Source organism: Pseudomonas sp. 18-147 (assembly GCF_051048045.1).
GTDB lineage: Bacteria > Pseudomonadota > Gammaproteobacteria > Pseudomonadales > Pseudomonadaceae > Pseudomonas > Pseudomonas aeruginosa.
Map to the genome: position 1 here is coordinate 357330 of NZ_CP182296.1, position 20526 is coordinate 377855.

16 protein-coding genes are annotated in these 20526 nt (G+C 65.5%); 9 read left to right on the top strand and 7 right to left on the bottom strand.

What is annotated here, in order from left to right; all coding sequences use genetic code 11:
* Positions 1 to 76: 76 nt before the first annotated feature.
* Together oscA and ACM0M4_RS01625 are read right to left on the bottom strand one after the other, a co-directional pair.
* Positions 77 to 259 carry a sulfur starvation response protein OscA gene (gene oscA, locus ACM0M4_RS01620; RefSeq protein WP_003084246.1) on the bottom strand — a complete coding sequence of 61 codons (183 nt, stop codon included), beginning with the start codon at positions 257 to 259 and terminating at the stop codon, positions 77 to 79.
* A gap of 163 nt (positions 260 to 422) precedes the next feature.
* Positions 423 to 2705, bottom strand: coding sequence for a putative bifunctional diguanylate cyclase/phosphodiesterase (locus ACM0M4_RS01625; RefSeq protein WP_003118721.1), 2283 nt, complete (start codon positions 2703 to 2705; stop codon positions 423 to 425).
* A 171-nt stretch (positions 2706 to 2876) separates the two neighbouring features.
* Here ACM0M4_RS01625 and desA point away from each other — a divergent pair, with 171 nt between their 5' ends.
* The 6 genes from desA (at position 2877) to ACM0M4_RS01655 (ending at position 10775) form a co-directional block, all read left to right on the top strand.
* Complete coding sequence (desA, locus tag ACM0M4_RS01630; RefSeq protein ID WP_003104496.1) at positions 2877 to 4055, top strand: delta-9 fatty acid desaturase DesA; 1179 nt, start codon at positions 2877 to 2879, stop codon at positions 4053 to 4055.
* Between the two features lie 228 nt (positions 4056 to 4283).
* Positions 4284 to 5669, top strand: a complete 1386-nt coding sequence (locus ACM0M4_RS01635; protein ID WP_031755862.1) for a sodium:solute symporter — start codon at positions 4284 to 4286, stop codon at positions 5667 to 5669.
* 55 nt (positions 5670 to 5724) lie between these two features.
* On the top strand, positions 5725 to 6681 hold the full coding sequence (gene speB / locus ACM0M4_RS01640; protein ID WP_003104498.1) for an agmatinase: 957 nt from the start codon (positions 5725 to 5727) through the stop codon (positions 6679 to 6681).
* A gap of 52 nt (positions 6682 to 6733) precedes the next feature.
* Positions 6734 to 7696, top strand: a complete 963-nt coding sequence (locus tag ACM0M4_RS01645; protein ID WP_003128540.1) for a LysR family transcriptional regulator — start codon at positions 6734 to 6736, stop codon at positions 7694 to 7696.
* A gap of 112 nt (positions 7697 to 7808) precedes the next feature.
* Positions 7809 to 8780: a GGDEF domain-containing protein gene (locus ACM0M4_RS01650; protein WP_003104500.1), complete on the top strand. Its 972-nt coding sequence runs from the start codon at positions 7809 to 7811 to the stop codon at positions 8778 to 8780.
* A gap of 612 nt (positions 8781 to 9392) precedes the next feature.
* Positions 9393 to 10775 (top strand): OprD family porin, encoded by a 1383-nt coding sequence (locus tag ACM0M4_RS01655; protein ID WP_003084265.1) that lies wholly within the window; start codon positions 9393 to 9395, stop codon positions 10773 to 10775.
* Positions 10776 to 10909: 134 nt separating this feature from the next.
* On the opposite strand, the gene aguA is transcribed toward ACM0M4_RS01655, so the two are convergent.
* From aguA to ACM0M4_RS01680, 5 genes are all read right to left on the bottom strand, one after another.
* On the bottom strand, positions 10910 to 12016 hold the full coding sequence (gene aguA, locus ACM0M4_RS01660; RefSeq protein WP_003104504.1) for an agmatine deiminase: 1107 nt from the start codon (positions 12014 to 12016) through the stop codon (positions 10910 to 10912).
* An 85-nt stretch (positions 12017 to 12101) separates the two neighbouring features.
* On the bottom strand, positions 12102 to 12980 hold the full coding sequence (gene aguB / locus ACM0M4_RS01665; RefSeq protein WP_003111119.1) for an N-carbamoylputrescine amidase: 879 nt from the start codon (positions 12978 to 12980) through the stop codon (positions 12102 to 12104).
* A gap of 162 nt (positions 12981 to 13142) precedes the next feature.
* Positions 13143 to 13808: a TetR/AcrR family transcriptional regulator gene (locus tag ACM0M4_RS01670; protein ID WP_003162098.1), complete on the bottom strand. Its 666-nt coding sequence runs from the start codon at positions 13806 to 13808 to the stop codon at positions 13143 to 13145.
* 62 nt (positions 13809 to 13870) lie between these two features.
* Positions 13871 to 14932 carry a polyamine ABC transporter substrate-binding protein gene (locus ACM0M4_RS01675; RefSeq protein ID WP_054375901.1) on the bottom strand — a complete coding sequence of 354 codons (1062 nt, stop codon included), beginning with the start codon at positions 14930 to 14932 and terminating at the stop codon, positions 13871 to 13873.
* 255 nt (positions 14933 to 15187) lie between these two features.
* Positions 15188 to 16564, bottom strand: a complete 1377-nt coding sequence (locus ACM0M4_RS01680) for a glutamine synthetase family protein (protein ID WP_016263947.1) — start codon at positions 16562 to 16564, stop codon at positions 15188 to 15190.
* A 278-nt stretch (positions 16565 to 16842) separates the two neighbouring features.
* On the opposite strand from ACM0M4_RS01680, the gene ACM0M4_RS01685 reads away from it, so the two are divergent.
* The 3 genes from ACM0M4_RS01685 (at position 16843) to spuC (ending at position 20430) form a co-directional block, all read left to right on the top strand.
* On the top strand, positions 16843 to 17595 hold the full coding sequence (locus tag ACM0M4_RS01685) for a gamma-glutamyl-gamma-aminobutyrate hydrolase family protein (protein ID WP_003112938.1): 753 nt from the start codon (positions 16843 to 16845) through the stop codon (positions 17593 to 17595).
* A 40-nt stretch (positions 17596 to 17635) separates the two neighbouring features.
* Entirely contained in the window at positions 17636 to 18994 is a 1359-nt protein-coding gene (locus ACM0M4_RS01690) for a glutamine synthetase family protein (protein ID WP_003084290.1), read from the top strand.
* Between the two features lie 65 nt (positions 18995 to 19059).
* Positions 19060 to 20430 (top strand): putrescine--pyruvate aminotransferase, encoded by a 1371-nt coding sequence (spuC, locus tag ACM0M4_RS01695; RefSeq protein WP_003084297.1) that lies wholly within the window; start codon positions 19060 to 19062, stop codon positions 20428 to 20430.
* Positions 20431 to 20526 lie beyond the last annotated feature (96 nt).

The window sequence follows — 20526 nt, forward strand, 5'->3', positions numbered from 1 at the left end:
CAGTACCGGTGCGGATGGGGTATCGAACGGATGTTCATGGCGAGACGCCTCCGGTGGTCCAGTCGGGTCGTGTGCTTCAGGCCTGCTTGACGGCCGGTTGCTGCAGACGGAATTTTTCCTTGCGCTCGATCTGCACCACCTGGCCGTTGTGCACGGTGATCTCGACGGCGCCGAAGCGCAGGCCGCGCAGGGCACTCTGGATTTCACGCAGGATGGTGGCTTCGTCCTGGCCATCCAGGCTTCTGAGGGTTGCGCTCATGGGTCTCTGCTCCTGTGGCTCGAGGTGCCGCGTTGCTCGACGAAGTGGAGGCGGCGTGAGGCGCATAGTAAGCAGTGGGCAATATTCTTAAAAATATTGTTTAAGAATCTTTATAGGTAAAGTGGTTATAAGACGGCGAAGCGGCCCGGCTTCGCCGCCAGGCTCAGTCTTCCGGCAGCGCCACGGGCGGCAGGTCGAAGCGCAGCGCTTCCGCCGGTTGCGGCCGTCCGTACCAGTAGCCTTGGCCGAAGTCGCAGCCATGTTCGCGCAGGAACAGCGCCTGGTCCTGATGCTCGATGCCCTCGGCAACCACCCGCAGCCCCATGCTTTGCGCCAGGGCAACGATCGCCCGGGCGATCGCGGCGTCGTCCACCGCGCCGGGCAGGCCGGCGACGAAGCCCTGGTCGATCTTCAGCTTGTGCACCGGCAGCCGCTTGAGGCGCATCAGCGAGGAATAGCCGGTGCCGAAGTCGTCGATGGCCAGGTTCACGCCGAGGATACGCAGGCGGCAGAGCAGGTTGAGGGACTGCTCGAAGTCCTCCATCACCGCGCTTTCGGTGACTTCCAGCTCCAGGTAGCGGGGCTCCAGTCCGGACTCTTCCAGGGCATTGGCGATCCTTTCCTCCAGGCCGCCGCGGTTGAACAGCCGGCTGGAGACGTTGACCGCGACGAACTCCAGCTCGACGCCGCGCTGTTGCCACTCGCGCATCTGCCGGCAGGCACGCTTGAGCACCCAGTTGTCCAGCGCGGCGATCAGCCCGCATTCCTCCGCCACCGGGACGAACTCGCCTGGCGGCACCAGGCCGCGCTCGGGATGCTGCCAGCGCACCAGCGACTCGACGCCGACGATCCGCCCGCTGGCCAGGTCGTGCACCGGCTGGTAGTGGACGCGCAGTTCGTCGTGATCCAGCGCATGGCGCAGGGCCGATTCCACCTGGACATGGGCGCGGGCCCGGGCGGTCAGCACGCGGGTGTAGAAGGCGTAGGCGTTACGCCCGCTGTCCTTGGCCTGGAACAGCGCGGCGTCGGCGTGTTGCATCAGGTGGTCGACGTCGCTGGCGTCTTCCGGGTAGAGGCTGACACCGAGGCTTGCGCTGATATAGATCGGCTGGCAGTGGATGTCGAACGGCGCGTTGAAACCGTCGAGGATGCGCTGCGAGAGGCGCGCGACGGCTTCCGGGTCGTCGTTCTCGACGAGGATGGCGAATTCGTCGCCGCCCAGTCGCGACAGCAGGCAGCGCTCGTCGAGCTGGTGTTGCAGGCGCTTGCTGACCTCCTTGAGGAGCATGTCGCCAGTTGTATGGCCGAGGCTGTCGTTGATGTGCTTGAAGTGGTCGAGGTCGATCAGCAGCAGGGCCCCGGCCACCGTCCGGTCCTTGCCGTTCTCCAGCGCCTGCTCGATGCGCTCGCGCAGCAGCACGCGGTTGGGCAGGCCGGTCAGCGAGTCGTGGTGGGCGAGGAAGTCCAGCTCGTTCTCCGAGCGCTTGATGCTGCTCAGGTCGGAGAACACCCCGACGTAGTGGGTCAGCTGGCCCTGGTCGTTGCGCACCACGCGGATGTGCAGCCACTGCGGGTAGATCTCGCCGCTCTTGCGCCGGTTCCAGATTTCTCCGCTCCAGACGTCCTGCTCGCGCAGGGCCAGCCACAGGCGCTGGTAGAACGCCTGGTCCTGGCGGCCGGAGCGGAGGATCGCCGGGGTCTTGCCGAGCACGTCTTCGGAGCGGTAGCCGGTGATGCGCTCGAAGGAAGGGTTGACGTGCACGATCACCGCCTGGGCATCGGTGACCAGAACGCCCTCGCGGGTGCTGTCGAATACCGCCGCGGCCTGGCGCAGGTGGTCTTCCTTGAGCCGCTGCAGGGTGATGTCGCGGGCCACGCCAGTGTAGTGCAGCGGCTTGCCCAGGGCGTCGCGGAGGACCCGGCCGCGCGAGTGGATCCAGCGGTAGTCGCCGTCCTTGTGGCGCAGGCGGTAGATGTGGTCGAGATTGTCGGTCAGGCCCTGCAGGTGGTTGCGGTGGGCCTCCAGCACGGTGGCGTACTCTTCGGGGTGCAGGCGCTTCTTCCAGGTCTCGATGGGGTCGCCGAGTTCCTCCGGAGCGAGGCCGATCAGCGCGGCGTAGCCCGGCGAGACGAACATCCGGTCGGTCACCAGGTCCCAGTCCCAGAGTCCGTCGCGCACCGCTTCCAGGGCGCGGTTCAGGCGCTGCTCGCTGCCGTGCAGTTCGTCGTAGGCCTGGGCCTTGCGGCGGAACTGGCGTACCAGGTAGAGGTACAGGAGCAGGCCGGTTGCGGCGAAGAAGAACAGCCGCTTGGCGGTCATCCAGAACACCAGTTGGTCGTGGTCCTGGACCTGGTTTTGTAACAAATGATCGCTCAGGAACGCCCAGGCGATGGCGATTGCGAGATAAGCCAGGCTCAGGCGAAGGGCACTCAGGCGGGGGCTCATGGGATTTTCAGTGGGCAATTATTGGCCGGGCAGTATAAATGATGGCCATCCGGCCCTGTTCATATCTAAAAGAACGGATGGTAATCCCCAGCCGCTTGGTGATAATGCCCCCAGGTTTTGTCAGACAAGGCCCTCATCACTCCCAAGTCCCCCCGAGGTTCAGTACCGCCTATGTGGTTCAACGGTTTTCTCGACCTGTCGCCGTGGCAACTGGTGGCAGTTACCCTGGTGCTGACGCATATCACCATCGTCAGCGTGACCGTCTACCTGCATCGCTATTCCGCCCACCGTGCACTCGACCTGCACCCCGCGCTGCAGCACTTCTTCCGTTTCTGGTTGTGGTTGACCACAGGGATGAACACGCGCGAATGGACCGCGATCCACCGTAAGCACCATGCCAAGTGCGAGACCGTCGAGGATCCGCACAGCCCGGTGCACAAGGGCCTGTTCACCGTTCTGCGCGCAGGCGCGGAGCTGTACAAGGCCGAGGCGAAGAACCAGGACACCCTGCGCATCTACGGCAAGAACTGCCCGGACGACTGGATCGAGCGCAATCTCTACTCGCGCTTCCCGATCGGCGGCGTGGTGCTGATGGCGCTCATCGACCTGGCCCTGTTCGGCGCCCTTGGCCTGACCGTCTGGGCCGTGCAGATGGTATGGATTCCGTTCTGGGCCGCCGGCGTGGTCAACGGCCTCGGCCACGCGGTCGGCTATCGCAACTTCGAATGCCGCGACGCTGCCACCAACCTGGTGCCCTGGGGCATCCTCATCGGCGGCGAAGAGCTGCACAACAACCACCACACCTACCCGAACTCGGCCAAGCTGTCGGTGAAGAAGTGGGAATTCGACCTGGGCTGGGCCTGGATCAAGCTGTTCAGCTTCCTGCGCCTGGCCAGGGTCGCCCGGGTCGCGCCGATCGCCCATCGGGTCGAGGGCAAGCACAGCCTGGACATGGACACCGCCATGGCGATCCTCAACAACCGCTTCCAGATCATGGCGCAGTACCGCAAGCTGGTGATCGCGCCGCTGGTCAAGCAGGAAGTGGCCAAGGCCGACGAGTCGGTGCGCCACCTGTTCCGCCGCGCCAAGCGCCTGCTGTCGCGCGAGACCAGCCTGCTGCAGGACCGCCACCACGTGCGCATCGACTCGATGCTCGCCCACAGCCAGGCGCTGAAGGTGATCTACGAGAAGCGCCTGGCGTTGCAGCAGATCTGGGCCAAGACCAGCGCCAACGGCCACGACATGCTGGCGGCGATCAAGGACTGGGTGCATGAGGCGGAAGCCAGCGGTATCCAGTCGCTGAAGGAGTTCGCCGCGCAACTGAAGACCTACTCGCTGCGTCCCGCCTGACGCCTGGCACGCCCTCGCGGGTGCGTCAGCCGCCTCTGCAACGCGCCGGCTCCTGCCGGCGCGTTGCGTTTCGGCGTCGCCAGTGCGACGCCCCGCCGATACTTCTCTTCCTCCGCAAGTCGACTTGCCCGATCCGGGATTCAGCCCGGGCGGCGCCCGGCCTATCTTCGGCGTGCCCAGGCGCCACGCCGGGCGTCACGCAGAACAACAAGAAAAGGAGCGCGGGCGATGTTGCTGGATTACCTGATCATGCTGGTCTACGCCCTGGCCATGCTGGGCCTGGGCTGGTACGGAATGCGCAAGGCGAAGAGCCAGAGCGATTTCCTCGTCGCCGGACGCCGCCTCGGCCCCGGCCTCTACCTGGGAACCATGGCCGCGGTGGTGCTCGGCGGCGCGTCGACCATCGGTACGGTCAAGCTCGGCTACCAGTTCGGCCTGTCCGGCTTGTGGCTGGTGTTCATGCTCGGCCTGGGGATCATCGTCCTCAGCCTGGTGTTCTCGCGGCAGATCGCGCGCCTGCGGGTGTTCACCGTGACCCAGGTGCTGGAGCAGCGCTACCAGGCCTCCTCGCGCCTGATCGGCGGGGTGGTCATGGTCGCCTACGACCTGATGGTGGCGGTCACCGCGACCATCGCCATCGGCTCGGTCACCGAGGTGGTATTCGGCATCCCGCGGATCCCGGCGATCCTCTGCGGTGGCGGGATCGTCATCGTCTATTCGGTGATCGGCGGCATGTGGTCCCTTACGCTGACCGACATCATCCAGTTCGTGATCAAGACCGTCGGTATCTTCCTGGTCCTGCTGCCGTTGTCGATCGACGGCGCCGGTGGCCTGGCGCGCATGCAGGAGGTGCTGCCGGCGGGCTTCTTCGACCTCGGCCACATCGGCCTGGATACCATACTCACCTACTTCCTCCTGTACTTCTTCGGCGCGCTGATCGGCCAGGACATCTGGCAGCGGGTGTTCACCGCGCGCAGCGAGACGGTGGTGCGCTACGCCGGGCTTGGCGCCGGCGTCTACTGCATGCTCTACGGCGCCGCCTGCGCGCTGATCGGCGCGGCGGCGCGGGTCCTCCTGCCGGACCTGGCGGTGCCGGAGAACGCCTACGCCGAGATCACCCGCGAGGTACTGGCGCCGGGCCTACGCGGCCTGGTGGTGGCGGCCGCGCTGTCGGCGATCATGTCCACCGCCAGCGGGTGTCTGCTGGCGGCGGCCACCGTGCTGCAGGAAGACATCTATGCGCGCTTCCTCCGCCCCGGTATCACCAGCGACATCCGCCTGAGCCGTTGCATCATCCTGCTGATGGGGGTGGCGATGCTGGTCCTGGCGTGCCTGGTCAACGACGTCATCGCGGCCCTGAGCATCGCCTACAACCTGCTGGTCGGCGGCCTGCTGGTGCCGATCGTCGGCGCGCTGCTGTGGCGTCGGGCCAGTCCGCAGGGAGCGATCGCCAGCATCGTCGCCGGTTGCCTGGCGGTGATCGCCTGCATGGCCCGCGACGGCCTGCTCGCCAACTCGCCGATCGTCTACGGCCTGCTGGCCAGCCTGGCGACCTTCGTCGCGGTCAGCCTGGCTACCCGTCCTGCCGCCAGCCTGCGAGCCCAGCCGGAATGAACCCACCGCGCCGGGCGGCGCCCGGCGCTTTCTTCCCGCCACACGGAGACGCCCCATGTCGAACGACCATCCGCAGCCCCTCGACGCCGCCGAGATTCCCCGCTTCGCCGGTATCCCGACCTTCATGCGCCTGCCGGCGTTCACCGACCCGGCGGCGCTGCAGGTCGGCCTGATCGGCGTGCCCTGGGATGGCGGTACCACCAACCGCGCCGGTGCCCGCCATGGCCCGCGCGAGGTGCGCAACCTGTCCAGCCTGATGCGCAAGGTGCATCACGTCAGCCGCATCGCGCCCTACGACCTGGTGCGGGTCGGCGACCTCGGTGACGCGCCGGTGAATCCCATCGACCTGCTCGATTCGCTGCGCCGCATCGAAGGCTTCTATCGCCAGGTCCATGCCGCCGGCACCCTGCCGCTGTCGGTCGGTGGCGACCACCTGGTGACCCTGCCGATCTTTCGCGCCCTGGGTCGCGAGCGGCCGCTGGGCATGGTGCATTTCGATGCGCATTCCGATACCAACGACCGCTACTTCGGCGACAACCCCTACACCCACGGCACGCCATTCCGCCGAGCCATCGAGGAAGGCCTGCTCGATCCGCTGCGCACGGTGCAGATCGGCATCCGCGGCTCGGTGTATTCGCCGGACGACGACGCTTTCGCCCGCGAGTGCGGCATCCGCGTGATCCACATGGAAGAGTTCGTCGAACTGGGCGTCGAGGCGACCCTGGCCGAAGCCCGGCGGGTGGTGGGCGACGGGCCGACCTATGTGAGTTTCGACGTCGACGTGCTCGACCCGGCCTTCGCGCCCGGCACCGGTACCCCGGAGATCGGCGGCATGACCAGCCTCCAGGCCCAGCAGTTGGTCCGCGGCCTGCGCGGGCTGGACCTGGTCGGCGCCGACGTGGTGGAAGTCTCGCCGCCGTTCGATGTCGGCGGCGCCACGGCGCTGGTGGGGGCGACCATGATGTTCGAGCTGCTCTGCCTGCTTGCCGAGTCGGCCGCGCGAAGCGCCTGACGGCGTTCCGCCGGCCCGGCTTTGGCGCTATAACGAAGGCGGACCGAACGCCATGGGGGCGGGAATGCTGGGCAACCTCAACGACATCGACCTGCGCATGCTGCGCACCTTCTGCGCCATCGTCGAGGCCGGCGGCTTCACTGCCGCCCAGGCGCGCCTGAACACCAGCCTGTCGCGCCTGAGCGTGCTGGTGCGCGACTTGGAGGTGCGCCTGGGCTATTCCCTGTGCCGGCGCGGCAACGGCGGTTTCCAGTTGACCGAGGAGGGACAGGAACTCTACGACGCCGCGCTCGGCCTGTTCAGCGACATCGCCCGTTTCCGCGAGCAGGTCCGTGGCCTCGGCGGGCGCGATCGCGAGGCGTTGCACCTGGGCTGCGTCGATGGCGTCATCGGCCAGCATTGCCTACCGTTGCCGCTGGCCATCCGGCTGTTTCGCCAGCGCGCCCCGGAGGTCCTACTCAAGCTGCACACGCGGCGTCCCGACGAACTCGAGCACGCGGTGCTGGAAGAGCGCCTGCAACTGGCGGTGGGGGCCTTCCACCACCGGTTGTCCGGGCTCTACTACCAACCCCTGTTCCGCGAGGAGCAGAACCTCTATTGCGGCAGCGCGCACCCCTTCTTCGCCCGGGCGGACGACGAACCGGCGCTGGACGAGATCTGCGCCGCCGACTATGTCGGCCGCGGCTACATGGCGGAAAACCATCGCCCGCACGACCTGCGCTTCAACCAGGGGACCGACGCCTACACCATGGAGGCCATCGCTACCCTGGTCTTCAGCGGCACCTACATCGGCTACCTGCCGACGCACTATGCCGCCACCTGGGTCGCCGAAGGGCGCATGCGGGCGATCCGGCCACGGCAACTGGCCTACGACTCGGAATTCCATTGCATTACCCGTCAGGGACACGAAGAACGACCGACCCTGACCCTGTTCCTGCGCTCGCTGTTCGAGGCGCAGAAACAACTGGGCGTGCAGGCTCCGGCGAATACGAACGGCATCGCTCGGCAATTGTGATCAAGCGCACTGGCTGGAGCCTTTCCCTGCCGTTCGGCGGGCATTTCTGTATCGCCGCGACCCCTGCGCTAAGTTGGCGGTCGAACCCGTTCCGCGAGCAGAGCGACGATCCATGGACGACCTAACCGGCATTCCCGAAGACCCGCAGGAGGCCGCGCTGGCCTTGCTGCACAGCCGTGCCGAAGTGGCCCGGCTGAAGGAGCGCGAGCAACTCTTCAGCGCCTTGCTGGCCAGCGTCAACTCGGTGCTCTGGGCCTACGACTGGCAGAACCGGCGAATGGTCTACGTCAGTCCCGCCTACGAGAAAATCTTCGGCCGTTCCGCGGCGCTGCTGCTGGCGGACTACGAGGAATGGCGCAACAGCATCTACCCGGACGACCTCGACTACGCCGACAGCAGCCTGCTGCAGGTGCTCGAACGTGGCGCCGTGGAACAACGCGAATACCGCATCGTGCGTGGCGACGGCGAGGTCCGCTGGCTCAACGACAAGTGCTTCGTCAGCCGCCAGGGCGAGGCGGGACTGCCGCTGATGGTGGTGGGCATCGCCGAGGACATCACCGACAAGAAGCACATGGAGAGCGAGCTGCAACGGCTGGCCACCACCGACGTGCTGACCCAGAGCAGCAACCGTCGCTATTTCTTCGACAGTGCCGAGGCGGCCTTCAAGGAGTGTCGCCGCGAGGGGATACCGTTGGCGTTCCTGCTGCTGGACGTCGATGACTTCAAGAAGATCAACGACCGCTTCGGCCACCAGGTCGGCGACCAGGTCCTCCAGCGTATCGCCCAGAGCGGCAGTGCCGCGCTGCGCCGTGGCGACCTGTTCGGGCGGATCGGCGGCGAGGAGTTCGCCGTGCTGCTGCCCGGCTGCGACGAGCAGACCGCGCGACAGATCGGCGAACGCCTGCAGCGCGAGGTGCAACGCCTGCGCTTCCAGGAGGGCGAGCACAGCTTCGGGATCACCGTCAGCCAGGGCCTGACGGTCCTCCAGGCCGATGACGAGGGACTCGGTGCCCTCTACAGCCGGGCCGACGCCGCGATGTACTCGGCCAAGCGCCAGGGCAAGGACTGCATCGTCGTGGGCTGACCGCTGGGCAAACGTTTCCGTTTTGTCGACGGCGCCACGGAATACCTCTTTGGGGAGGCGACCGGCAGGTCGCGGCTGCGGTACAATATTCCTTAAAGCTATTAAATATGAATAATTAATTCTTTTTAGGTTTATTGCGGATATTTTACTGTTTATTACCCACGCGCTATAAAGCGCGGGAAATAACGATTTCTGAAACGTGGCGGTAACTCGCCAGAAAGGAAGCTGTAATAGGCGGTTTTCTGCCGACACCCTTCGGCCCGTCAGCCGGGAGAAGGGCAGGAAGCCCGAGAGGACGCGAAGGCGGAGCCCGATGGAAAGATTGGCTTACAAATTGCCTTCACTGGCGGTGGGTCGAGACACCCGCCGCACAATAACAAGACACGAGTACGCCCATGCACACGCTTCCGTTCGCTGCCTCCCTGCCTGCTTGCCTGCCCCGTCGTTCCATCGTCGCGGGTTGCGCCGTTTCCTGATCCATCGAATGCCGAGTTTCGCGCGCGCCATCTTCCGGGATGGTACGGCGCTCAGTGTTTCAACGACCGGTCGGGCCCACGCGTTCCACTTCCCCCGACCGGAAGACAATTAGCAATACCAATGGGGAAAAGACCAATGAAGAGTCGCAAGATCAACAAGTCACGACTGGCCCTGGCCATCACTGCCGGTACCCTCGGTGCCCTGGCGCAACAGGCGGTCGCCGCCGGTTTCATCGAGGACAGCAAGGCATCGCTGACCCTGCGCAACTTCTACATCAATACCGACAACCGCAATGGCACCGCCTCGCCGAGCAAGCAGGAAGAGTGGGGCCAGGGCTTCATCCTGAATTACCAGTCGGGCTTCACCCAGGGCACCGTCGGCTTCGGCGTCGACGCGCTGGGCCTGCTCGGCGTGCGCCTGGACGGCGGCGGCCGTGCCGGCAAGAGCGGCCTGGACCGCCAGCCGGGCACCGTGTTCCCGCTGGAAAGCAACGGCGAGCCGGTGCACGACTTCGCCAGCCTGGGCCTGACCGCCAAGGCCAAGGTGTCCAACACCGAGTTCCGCTACGGCACCCTGCAGCCGAAGCTGCCGGTGGTCACCTACAACGACGGCCGCCTGCTGCCGGTCACCTTCGAGGGCGGCCAGGTCACCTCGACCGACCTCAAGGACTTCACCCTGGTTGCCGGCCAACTGGAGCACTCCAAGGGCCGTAACTCCACCGACAACCGCAGCCTGAGCATCGCCGGCGCCAACGGCAGCAGCGCCAGTTCGCGCGACAGCAACAAGTTCTACTACGCGGGTGGCGACTACAAGGTCAACAAGGACCTGACCCTGCAGTACTACTACGGCAACCTGGACGACTTCTACAAGCAGCACTTCCTCGGCCTGATCCACAACTGGCAGATCGGCCCGGGCGTCCTGAAGACCGACCTGCGCGCCTTCGACAGCAGCTCCGACGGCAAGAACGGCAGCCGTTCCGGCCGTGCCGACGGCTACGTCAGCAGCGGCTACTACGGCAGCGGCGTGACCAAGGGCGAAGTCGACAACCGCGCCTTCAGCGGCCTCTTCACCTATACCGTCAGCGGCCACAGCATCGGCGCCGGCTACCAGATCCTCAACGGCGACAGTGACTTCCCGTTCCTGAACCGTGGCGATGGCGAAGGTTCTACCGCGTACCTGATCACCGACGTGCAGATCGGCAAGTTCCAGCGTGCCGGCGAGCGCACCTGGCAGGTCCGCTACGGCTACGACTTCGCCACCGTCGGCGTGCCGGGCCTGACCTTCAATACCATTTACCTGAGCGGCGACAAGATCAAGACCGCCCGCGGCGACCAGAGCGAGTGGGAACGCGATATCTCCCTGGCCTACGTGATCCCGGACGGCACCTTCAAGGGCCTGGGCTTCACCTGGAAGAACGCCTCCTTCCGCAGCGGCCTGCCGGCTGCCGGTTCGAGCAACAACCAGCGCGACCAGGACGAGAACCGCCTGATCGTCAGCTACACCCTGCCGCTGCTGTAAGCTCCGGCCGGACAGGAAAAAGCCCGCGTCCTCCTGGAGGACGCGGGCTTTTTTCATTCATGGCGCCACTCGGCGTGCCGGGCCGGCCAGGGCGAACAGCGCCGCGGCTGGCCATCCGCCCTGCGGGATGCCCGTCAGGCCTTGCGCGGCGCCGGTTGCTGCTGGGTGATGCAATGGATGTTGCCGCCGCCGAGGAGGATCTCGCGCCCCGGGACCATCACCACCTCGTGCTCGGGGAACACGCGCTGGAGGATCGCCCTGGCCTCGGCGTCCTTGGGATCGTCGAAGCTCGGCGCGATGATGCCGCCGTTGACGATCAGGAAGTTCACGTAGGAGCCGGCCAGGCGAATGGAGGGATCGCGCGGCTGGCTGCCCTCGACGATATCCACGCCGTCGCACTCTTCCTGGGTCGCGTACAGCGGGCCGGGGATCGGCATCTTGTGTACCACCAGCTTGCGTCCCTTGGCGTCGCGGCTTTCTTCCAGCACGCGGAGGGCGGCCTGGCAGCGCAGGTAGTTCGGGTCGTCCTGGTCGTCGGTCCAGGCCAGCAGCACCTCGCCGGGACGCGCGTAGCAGCAGAAGTTGTCGACGTGGCCGTCGGTCTCGTCGTTGTAGAGGCCGTTCGGCAGCCAGATGATGCTCTCCACCGCAAGGTAGTCGCGCAGGGTCCGCTCGATCTCCGCCTGGCTCAGGTGCGGGTTGCGGTTGTGGTTGAGCAGGCATTCCTCGGTGGTGATCAGCGTGCCTTCGCCGTCGACGTGGATCGAGCCGCCCTCGAGGACGAAGTCGTCGGTGCGGTAGCGGGCGCGCCGTTCGATCTCGAGGATCTTGCGTGCCACCTGGTCGTCGCGCTGCCAGGGGAAGTACAGGCCGCCTTCGAAGCCGCCCCAGGCGTTGAAGCCCCAGTCGACGCCGCGTACATCGCCCTTGTCGTCGATGACGAAGGTCGGGCCGGTGTCGCGGACCCAGGCATCGTCGCTGCTGATTTCCACGACGCGGATGTTGCCGTCGTCGAGGCGTGCGCGCGCGTTCTCGTACTGCCCGGCGCTGGCGCAGACGGTGACCGGCTCGAAGCGCGCGATGGCCTTGGCCACCGCGGCGAAGGCCGCCTGGGCCGGCTTGCCGCCGTTGCGCCAGTTGTCCGGGCGTTCCGGCCAGACCATCCAGGTCTGCTCGTGGGGTTCCCATTCGGCGGGCATGCGGAAGCCGTCGGCGCGTGGGGTGCTGGTCGGGTTGCTCATCGCTGCTCCTGAAATCGTTGCTATGCGCGGTAGACGCCGGCGCGGAATGCGCGGGGCGTCCCCGCGCGGATCGTTTCCCGAGGCCTCAGGACTCCAGCGAACCGTCCAGGGTCTTCAGCGGACCGTAGAGGTTCGGCCGGCGGTCGCGGAACACGCCCCAGGCGCTGCGGGTGCGCTCCAGCGCATCGAGGTCGAAGGTGTGGACAAGGATACCTTCCTCGGTGCGGTTCAGCTCCTCGACTTTCTCGCCGAACGGGTCGGCGATGAACGAAGAACCATAGAAGGTGATGTCGTAGCCATCCTGCTCCTCGCGGCCGATGCGGTTGGAAGCCACCAGCGGCATCAGGTTGGCTCCGGCATGGCCTTGCTGCACGCGCTGCCAGTGATCGCGCGAGCTGATGCTGGCGTCGTGCGGTTCGCTACCGATGGCGGTCGGGTAGAACAGGAGTTCCGCGCCGAGCAAGGCCATGCTGCGCGCCGATTCGGGGAACCACTGGTCCCAGCAGATACCGACGCCGATCCGTGCGTAGCGGGTCTGCCAGACCTTGAAGCCGGTGTCGCCCGGATTGAAGTAGTACTTCTCGTGGTAGCCCGGGCCGTCCGGGATGTGGCTCTTGCGGTAGACCCCGAGGTTGCCGCCATCGGCGTCGATGACCGCGATGCTGTTGAAGCGGGCGCGCCCGGCGCGTTCGAAGAAGCTGATCGGCAATACCACCTGCAACTCCCGGGCGAGGGCCTGGAAGTGGGCGATGGCGGCGTTCTCCTCGACCGTGGTGGCCAGCTGCAGGTAGTCCGGGTTCGGCTTCTGGCAGAAGTAGGGGGTCTCGAACAGTTCCTGGATCAGGATGATCTGCGCACCCCTGGCGGCGGCCTGGCGCACCAGTTTCTCGGCGCGGGCGATGTTCGCCGGACGATCCCAGGAGCAGGCCATCTGGGTGGCGGCGACGGTGACGTTGCGGGTCATGGAGCACCTCGTGTGCTGGCTCGGATGGCTGCCGGGCTTGGCGGCGGCCGGTTGTGGGTCGGGCGGGCGGGAACGGGGTGTCGCGCCCGATCGAGTGATGGGCGGATTTATATCCGATAAAAATCGGACTGTGAAGCGGTTTAAGAGGGTGTTATGGATTTTCTATCGATTTAAATCGGATATAAATCCGGATAATGGTTCGCTACGCTTTTCCAGGATCGGCGGCAGGTAGAGCCCCAGGTAGGCGTCGAACACCCGCATGCCTTCTTCCGCCAGGCGTGCGTCGATGATCCCGTGACGCTGGACCGACAATGCGTAGACGCGATCGCCTAGCTCCATGGCCAGGCTGAAGATCTCGATATCGGTCGGCAGCGGTGGCAGCAGGAAATGCCGCTCGAACAGGGCGCGCATGGCCTGGCCGAGTTGCACGTCATGCTGGCGATCGGCCTGGGTGACTTCGGCCAGGCCGTGGCTGGCGAGAATCAGTTGGCGGGCCGCCGCGTCGCGGGCGTAGACCGCCAGCATGCGCTCCTCGACGATCCGCGACAGGTCGCGCCAGCAGCGCAGGCCTGCATGGTCCACCGGCTGTTCGAGGCACGCGCGGAAGGCGGCGTGGACCTCGCCGGTCAGCCCCTGGAGCAGGGCCGGCACGCTGGGGAAGAAGTGGTAGACCGACGATGGTGGCATTTCCGCGCGTTCGGCCACGCTGTAGATGGACAGGCCGCCGATGCCTTCGTCGGCGAGCAGGTCGCGGGCGGCGTCGAGGATCGCGGCGATCCGGGCCTGGCTGCTGGCGCGGGGCTTGCGGGTGGGCGAGGTGGGCTGCATGTGGCGGGTCTCCGGGCGTGAGCGGCTATTGGACGCCAGCTCACGCGACCGGGGCAAGCCGCTCAGTGGCTGGCGCCGCGGAAGGCCTTCCAGATCTCGTCGACCACCGGCCGGAGCTTTTCCGGCGGCGTTTCCAGGGCGAACAGGCGGCGGCTGGTGTCGCGGTCCGGATACAGGCCCGGTTGCTGGCGCAGGGCGGGATCGAGGAAGCCGGCGGCGTCGGCGTTGCCGCTGGGGTAGAGGGTGGCGGCGGTGATCTGTGCGGCGATCTTCGGTTGCATCAGGTAGTCGATGAAACGGTGCGCCTCGCGTGGATGCTGGGCGCCGGCCGGGATCACCAGGTTGTCGATGAACAGCACCGAGCCTTCCTGCGGTACCTCGAAACTTACCGGCTGGCCCGCCTTGGCCGCGCGCAGGGCGTCGCCGACCCAGGCCATGGCCAGGCAGAGGCGACCGCCTTCGAGGTCGGCGATGTAGCGCTCGCTGTCGACGTAGCTCAGGTTCGGTCGCAGTCCGTGCAGCGCCTCGGCGGCGCGGCGTACCTGGCTCGGCGCAGTACGACCGAGGTTGCGGCCCTGGTAGTTGAGGAGGATCGCCAGGGTTTCGTCCGGCGCGTCCAGCAGGCTGATGCCGCAGCTTTTCAGGCGCTGGCTCTGGCTGGCGTCGAACAGCAGGCTCCAGCTGTTGGGCAGCGGCCCGCCATAGGCGGCTTCGGCCTGCGGGGTATTGATGGCCAGGCCTACGGCACCCCATAGATAGGGGACGGCGTGGCGATTGTCAGGATCGACCGCGGCCAGTTTGCTCAGCAATTGACGGTCGAGATGGCTGCGGTTGGGCAGCTGGGTGAAGTCCAGCGGCCGCAGCAGGTTGTCCTTCAGCAGGGCCGGCAGGGTGTCGTGGGAGGGGACGGCGACGTCGATCGCCTCGCCACTGCGCAGCGCCTTGTCCAGTTCCTCGGCGGTGGCGAAGGTGTGGTACTCGACGCGGATGCCGGTGTCCTTCTGGAAGGACTCGAGCACCTGCGGGTCGATGTAGTCGTTCCAGTTGTAGACGCGCAGGGTCTCCTCGGCCTGGGCCAGCCAGGGTGCGAGGGCGAGGAACAGCAGGGCGGAAAGGCGGGGCATGGAATCTTCTCGCTGGACGGAACGGAGCGGACGATGGTGCCGGAGCCAGGCGGCAGAGGCATTGATGCAGGCCAGCATCGAGTCTGGCGGGAGGCGTGGCGGCAGGCTGTGCCGTGGCGCACATTTCCCGGTTCCGAGAAAAGGACCGGGGCGGTTTCCCAGACACAGACGCCCCCGCGTTGAGTGTCTGCGAAACCGCCCCGGATTTCGCTGCGTACGGCGCCGGCCCAGGACCGGCGCGCCGATACCGCTACCTCAGACGGTATGCAGGTACCAGTTGTACTCGAGGTCGGAGATCGAGTGCTCGAACTCCTCCAGCTCGCTTTCCTTGCAGGCGACGAAGATGTCGATGTACTTCGGGTCGATGTACTTCGCCATGATCTCGCTTTCGTCCAGCTCGCGCAGGGCGTCGCGCAGGTTGTTCGGCAGGCTCGGCTCCATCTGCTCGTAGGAGTTGCCTTCGATCGGCGCGCCCGGCTCGACCTTGTTGGTCAGCCCGTGATGAACGCCTGCCAGCACCGCTGCCAGTAGCAGGTAGGGGTTGGCGTCGGCACCGGCCACCCGATGTTCCAGGCGTACCGCGTCCGGGCTGCCGGTGGGCACGCGCAGGGCCACGGTGCGGTTGTCCAGGCCCCAGCTCGGCGCGTTCGGCACGTAGAACTGCGAACCGAAGCGGCGGTAGGAGTTGACGTTCGGGCAGAGGAAGGCCATGGAGGCCGGCAGGGTCTCGAGCACACCGCCGATCGCATGGCGCAATGCGGCGTTCTGCTCGGGATCCTCGCTGGTGAAGATGTTGTTGCCATGCTTGTCGAGCAGCGAGATATGCACGTGCAGTCCGTTCCCGGCCTGGCCCGGATAGGGCTTGGCCATGAAGGTGGTGTCCATCTCGTGGTCGTAGGCGATGTTCTTGACCAGGCGCTTGAGCAGCACCGCGTGGTCGCAGGCCTTGAGGGCGTCGTTGACGTGGTTGAGGTTGACCTCGAACTGCGCCGGTGCGGATTCGGCGACGATGGCGTCGGCCGGGATGCCCTGGGCGCGGGCGCCGTCGATGATGTCCTGGAGGCACTCGACGTATTCGTCGAGGTCGTCGATGGAGTACACCTGCACCGACTGCGGACGTTTGCCGGAGATCGGCGAGCGCGGAGGCTGCGGCCGGCCGTTCACGTTCTCCTGGTCGATCAGGTAGAACTCCAGCTCGAAGGCGGCGACGATGGTCAGTTCCATCTCGGTGAACCTGGCCACCACCTGGCGCAGGACTTCGCGGGGGTCGGCGAAGAAGGGATCACCTTCCAGCTCATGCATGGTCATCAGCAGTTGCGCGGTCGGGCGCTTCTGCCAGGGTTCCATGGAGAGGGTGCCGGGGATCGGGTAGCAGATCCGGTCGGCGTCGCCGATGTCGAGACCCAGGCCGGTACTCTCTACGGTGGAGCCGGTGATATCGAGGGCGAACAGGGAAGCGGGGAGATTGATACCTTTTTCGAAGACTTTGTTCAGACTGTTGCGTTCGATCCGCTTGCCGCGAACCACGCCATTCATGTCTGCAATAAGGAGGTCGACGAACTGGACCTCGGGATGTTCCTTGAGGAACTCGCTCGGTTCAGTGAGCTGAACGGCACGCTGGGGTACCGACATGATGCAACACCTTTTTTGTTAAAAATTTCAATCATGCGGGGGGTAGGCTATGAGTCAATCCGAAAGCCTGTGGGATGTCAATAGCCGCCAAAAACGCCCTCTTGTGGGGCGTTGAGGCCGTTTTCAGGGCATTTTCGCCGGACGAAAAGCCGAAAAAAACCTCGCGTCGAAGGGTGTTCAGGAGTGCGTGTTCAATTTTTTACAGGCCTATTGTGTAAAAAAATGAACAACGCTAAGCTCGGCCAAACCCCATAACATCTACAAACAACGGGTGTCTCATGTCTCGCCTGCCGTTAATCGGCGTCACCGCCTGCACCAAGCAGATCGGTCTTCATCCCTACCACATTGCCGGCGACAAATATCTGCGTGCCGTCGTCAACGGCGCTGGCGGTCTCCCGCTGATCATTCCTGCGCTGGGCGAGTCGATCGACCAGGCAGCCCTGCTGGACAGCGTCGACGGCTTGCTCTTCACTGGCTCGCCGTCGAACGTCGAGCCCCGTCATTATAGTGGACCGGCGAGCGAGCCCGGCACCCTCCACGACTCCGACCGCGACGCCACCACGCTGCCGCTGGTCCGCGCCGCCATCGACGCCGGCATTCCGGTCCTCGGCATCTGCCGCGGTTTCCAGGAAATGAACGTGGCTTTCGGCGGCAGCCTGCACCAGAAGGTGCACGAGGTCGGAACCTTCATGGACCACCGCGAGCCGGCCGACCAGCCGCTCGAGGTTCAGTACGCGCCGCGCCATGCCATGCATGTGCAGCCGGGCGGAGTGCTCGCCGGTATCGGCTTGCCGAGCGAGTTCCAGGTCAATTCCATCCATGGCCAGGGCGTTGATCGTCTGGCGCCGGGCCTTCGAGTAGAAGCACTGGCGCCTGACGGGTTGGTCGAAGCCATCTCCGTAGAAGGTGCAAAAGCCTTCGCTCTTGGTGTGCAATGGCACCCGGAGTGGCAGGTTCTGACGAACCCCAACTATCTCGCTATCTTCCAGGCTTTCGGTAAGGCCTGCAGCAAGAGGGCGGGGCAACGTTGAGTCCGGCTGTTGGGGCCGGGCTCTCAACCCTGAGGTCTTTATGACTACCAAGTTAGACCAGCTGACCAGCTGGCTGAAGGAACGCAAGATCACCGAAGTGGAATGCCTGATTTCCGATCTGACAGGCATCGCCCGCGGCAAGATCTCGCCGACCAACAAATTCATCGCGGAAAAGGGCATGCGCCTGCCGGAGAGCGTTCTGCTGCAGACCGTCACCGGCGACTACGTGGAAGACGACATTTACTACGACCTGCTCGACCCGGCCGACATCGATATGGTCTGCCGCCCGGACGAGAATGCCGTGTTCCTCGTCCCCTGGGCCATCGAGCCCACCGCGATGGTGATCCACGACACCTTCGACAAGCTCGGCAATCCCATCGAGCTGTCGCCGCGCAACATCCTCAAGCGCGTGTTGAAGATGTATGCCGACAAGGGCTGGCGGCCGATCGTGGCGCCAGAGATGGAGTTCTACCTGACCAAGCGCAGCGACGACCCCGACTATCCGTTGCAGGCCCCGGTGGGCCGCTCCGGACGCCAGGAAACCGGGCGTCAGTCGTTCTCCATCGACGCCGCCAACGAGTTCGACCCGCTGTTCGAGGACATGTACGACTGGTGCGAGGCCCAGGGCCTTGACCTGGATACGCTGATCCACGAGGAAGGCACCGCGCAGATGGAGATCAACTTCCGTCATGGCGACGCCCTCGACCTGGCCGACCAGATCCTGGTGTTCAAGCGCACCATGCGCGAGGCCGCGCTCAAGCACAACGTCGCCGCGACCTTCATGGCCAAGCCGATGACCGGCGAGCCGGGCAGCGCGATGCACCTGCACCAGAGCATCGTCGACGTGAAGACCGGCAAGAACATCTTCTCCAATGCCGACGGCACCATGAGCGAGCTGTTCCTGCACCATATCGGCGGCCTGCAGAAGTTCATCCCGGAAGTGCTGCCGCTGTTCGCGCCCAACGTGAACTCGTTCCGCCGCTTCCTGCCCGATACCTCGGCGCCGGTGAACGTCGAGTGGGGCGAAGAGAACCGTACCGTCGGCCTGCGCGTGCCGGACTCCAGCCCGGAGAACCGCCGGGTCGAGAACCGTCTCGCCGGCGCCGACGCCAACCCTTACCTGGCGCTGGCTGCCAGCCTGCTGTGCGGCTACATCGGCATGGTCGAAGGCATCAAGCCGAGCGCCCAGGTCAAAGGTCGCGGCTATGAACGCCGCAACCTGCGCCTGCCGCTGACGATCGAAGCGGCGCTGGAGCGCATGGAGAACTGCAAGCCCCTCGAGCAGTATCTCGGCAGCAAGTTCATCAGCGGCTACGTCGCGGTGAAGCGTGCGGAGCACGAGAATTTCAAGCGGGTAATCAGCTCCTGGGAGCGGGAATTCCTCCTGCTTTCCGTTTGATCCTGACCGGGGGCGGCCGGCGTGGTCCTCCGCTCCCGGACAGTCTTGAATAGAAGAGGTGTGACATGAACAGCCAAATCACCAACGCCAAGACCCGTGAGTGGCAGGCGTTGAGCCGCGACCACCATCTGCCGCCGTTCACCGACTACAAGCAGTTGAACGAGAAGGGCGCGCGGATCATCACCAAGGCCGAAGGCGTCTATATCTGGGACAGCGAGGGCAACAAGATCCTCGATGCGATGGCCGGCCTCTGGTGCGTCAACGTCGGCTACGGCCGCGAGGAGCTGGTCCAGGCCGCCACCCGGCAGATGCGCGAGTTGCCGTTCTACAACCTGTTCTTCCAGACCGCCCACCCGCCGGTGGTCGAGCTGGCCAAGGCGATCGCCGACGTCGCTCCGGAAGGCATGAACCACGTGTTCTTCACCGGCTCCGGCTCCGAGGCCAACGACACCGTGCTGCGTATGGTCCGCCACTATTGGGCGACCAAGGGCCAGCCGCAGAAGAAAGTGGTGATCGGCCGCTGGAACGGCTACCACGGCTCCACCGTCGCCGGCGTCAGCCTGGGCGGCATGAAGGCGTTGCATGAGCAGGGTGATTTCCCCATCCCGGGCATCGTCCACATCGCCCAGCCCTACTGGTACGGCGAGGGCGGCGACATGTCGCCGGACGAGTTCGGCGTCTGGGCCGCCGAGCAGCTGGAGAAGAAGATTCTCGAAGTGGGCGAGGAAAACGTCGCCGCCTTCATCGCCGAGCCGATCCAGGGCGCCGGCGGCGTGATCGTCCCGCCGGACACCTACTGGCCGAAGATCCGCGAGATCCTCGCCAAGTACGACATCCTGTTCATCGCCGACGAAGTGATCTGCGGCTTCGGCCGTACCGGCGAGTGGTTCGGCAGCCAGTACTACGGCAACGCCCCGGACCTGATGCCGATCGCCAAGGGTCTCACCTCCGGCTACATCCCCATGGGCGGGGTGGTGGTGCGCGACGAGATCGTCGAAGTGCTCAACCAGGGCGGCGAGTTCTACCACGGCTTCACCTATTCCGGTCACCCGGTGGCGGCCGCCGTGGCCCTGGAGAACATCCGCATCCTGCGCGAAGAGAAGATCATCGAGAAGGTGAAGGCGGAAACGGCACCGTATTTGCAGAAACGCTGGCAGGAGCTGGCCGACCACCCGTTGGTGGGCGAAGCGCGCGGGGTCGGCATGGTCGCCGCCCTGGAGCTGGTCAAGAACAAGAAGACCCGCGAGCGTTTCACCGACAAGGGCGTCGGGATGCTGTGCCGGGAACATTGTTTCCGCAACGGTTTGATCATGCGCGCGGTGGGCGACACTATGATTATCTCGCCGCCGCTGGTGATCGATCCGTCGCAGATCGATGAGTTGATCACCCTGGCGCGCAAGTGCCTCGATCAGACCGCCGCCGCCGTCCTGGCTTGAGTCCCTGAGCGGACTTTTGCCAGACTGCGCCAGTGCGTTGGCCAGGCTCACCGGGTGGTGACGCGATCGGTTGCGCCACCGCCCGGATACTTCAAC

Bases quoted from the DNA above. Each gene is read 5' to 3' on its own strand.
- desA (WP_003104496.1), top strand. From the start codon at position 2,877: ATGTGGTTCAACGGTTTTCTCGACCTGTCGCCGTGGCAACTGGTGGCA.
- ACM0M4_RS01675 (WP_054375901.1), bottom strand. From the start codon at position 14,932: ATGCCCCGCCTTTCCGCCCTGCTGTTCCTCGCCCTCGCACCCTGGCTG.
- ACM0M4_RS01670 (WP_003162098.1), bottom strand. From the start codon at position 13,808: ATGCAGCCCACCTCGCCCACCCGCAAGCCCCGCGCCAGCAGCCAGGCC.
- ACM0M4_RS01625 (WP_003118721.1), bottom strand. From the start codon at position 2,705: ATGAGCCCCCGCCTGAGTGCCCTTCGCCTGAGCCTGGCTTATCTCGCA.
- ACM0M4_RS01655 (WP_003084265.1), top strand. From the start codon at position 9,393: ATGAAGAGTCGCAAGATCAACAAGTCACGACTGGCCCTGGCCATCACT.
- ACM0M4_RS01690 (WP_003084290.1), top strand. From the start codon at position 17,636: ATGACTACCAAGTTAGACCAGCTGACCAGCTGGCTGAAGGAACGCAAG.
- ACM0M4_RS01635 (WP_031755862.1), top strand. From the start codon at position 4,284: ATGTTGCTGGATTACCTGATCATGCTGGTCTACGCCCTGGCCATGCTG.
- spuC (WP_003084297.1), top strand. From the start codon at position 19,060: ATGAACAGCCAAATCACCAACGCCAAGACCCGTGAGTGGCAGGCGTTG.
- ACM0M4_RS01680 (WP_016263947.1), bottom strand. From the start codon at position 16,564: ATGTCGGTACCCCAGCGTGCCGTTCAGCTCACTGAACCGAGCGAGTTC.
- ACM0M4_RS01685 (WP_003112938.1), top strand. From the start codon at position 16,843: ATGTCTCGCCTGCCGTTAATCGGCGTCACCGCCTGCACCAAGCAGATC.
- ACM0M4_RS01645 (WP_003128540.1), top strand. From the start codon at position 6,734: ATGGGGGCGGGAATGCTGGGCAACCTCAACGACATCGACCTGCGCATG.
- aguB (WP_003111119.1), bottom strand. From the start codon at position 12,980: ATGACCCGCAACGTCACCGTCGCCGCCACCCAGATGGCCTGCTCCTGG.
- aguA (WP_003104504.1), bottom strand. From the start codon at position 12,016: ATGAGCAACCCGACCAGCACCCCACGCGCCGACGGCTTCCGCATGCCC.
- oscA (WP_003084246.1), bottom strand. From the start codon at position 259: ATGAGCGCAACCCTCAGAAGCCTGGATGGCCAGGACGAAGCCACCATC.
- speB (WP_003104498.1), top strand. From the start codon at position 5,725: ATGTCGAACGACCATCCGCAGCCCCTCGACGCCGCCGAGATTCCCCGC.
- ACM0M4_RS01650 (WP_003104500.1), top strand. From the start codon at position 7,809: ATGGACGACCTAACCGGCATTCCCGAAGACCCGCAGGAGGCCGCGCTG.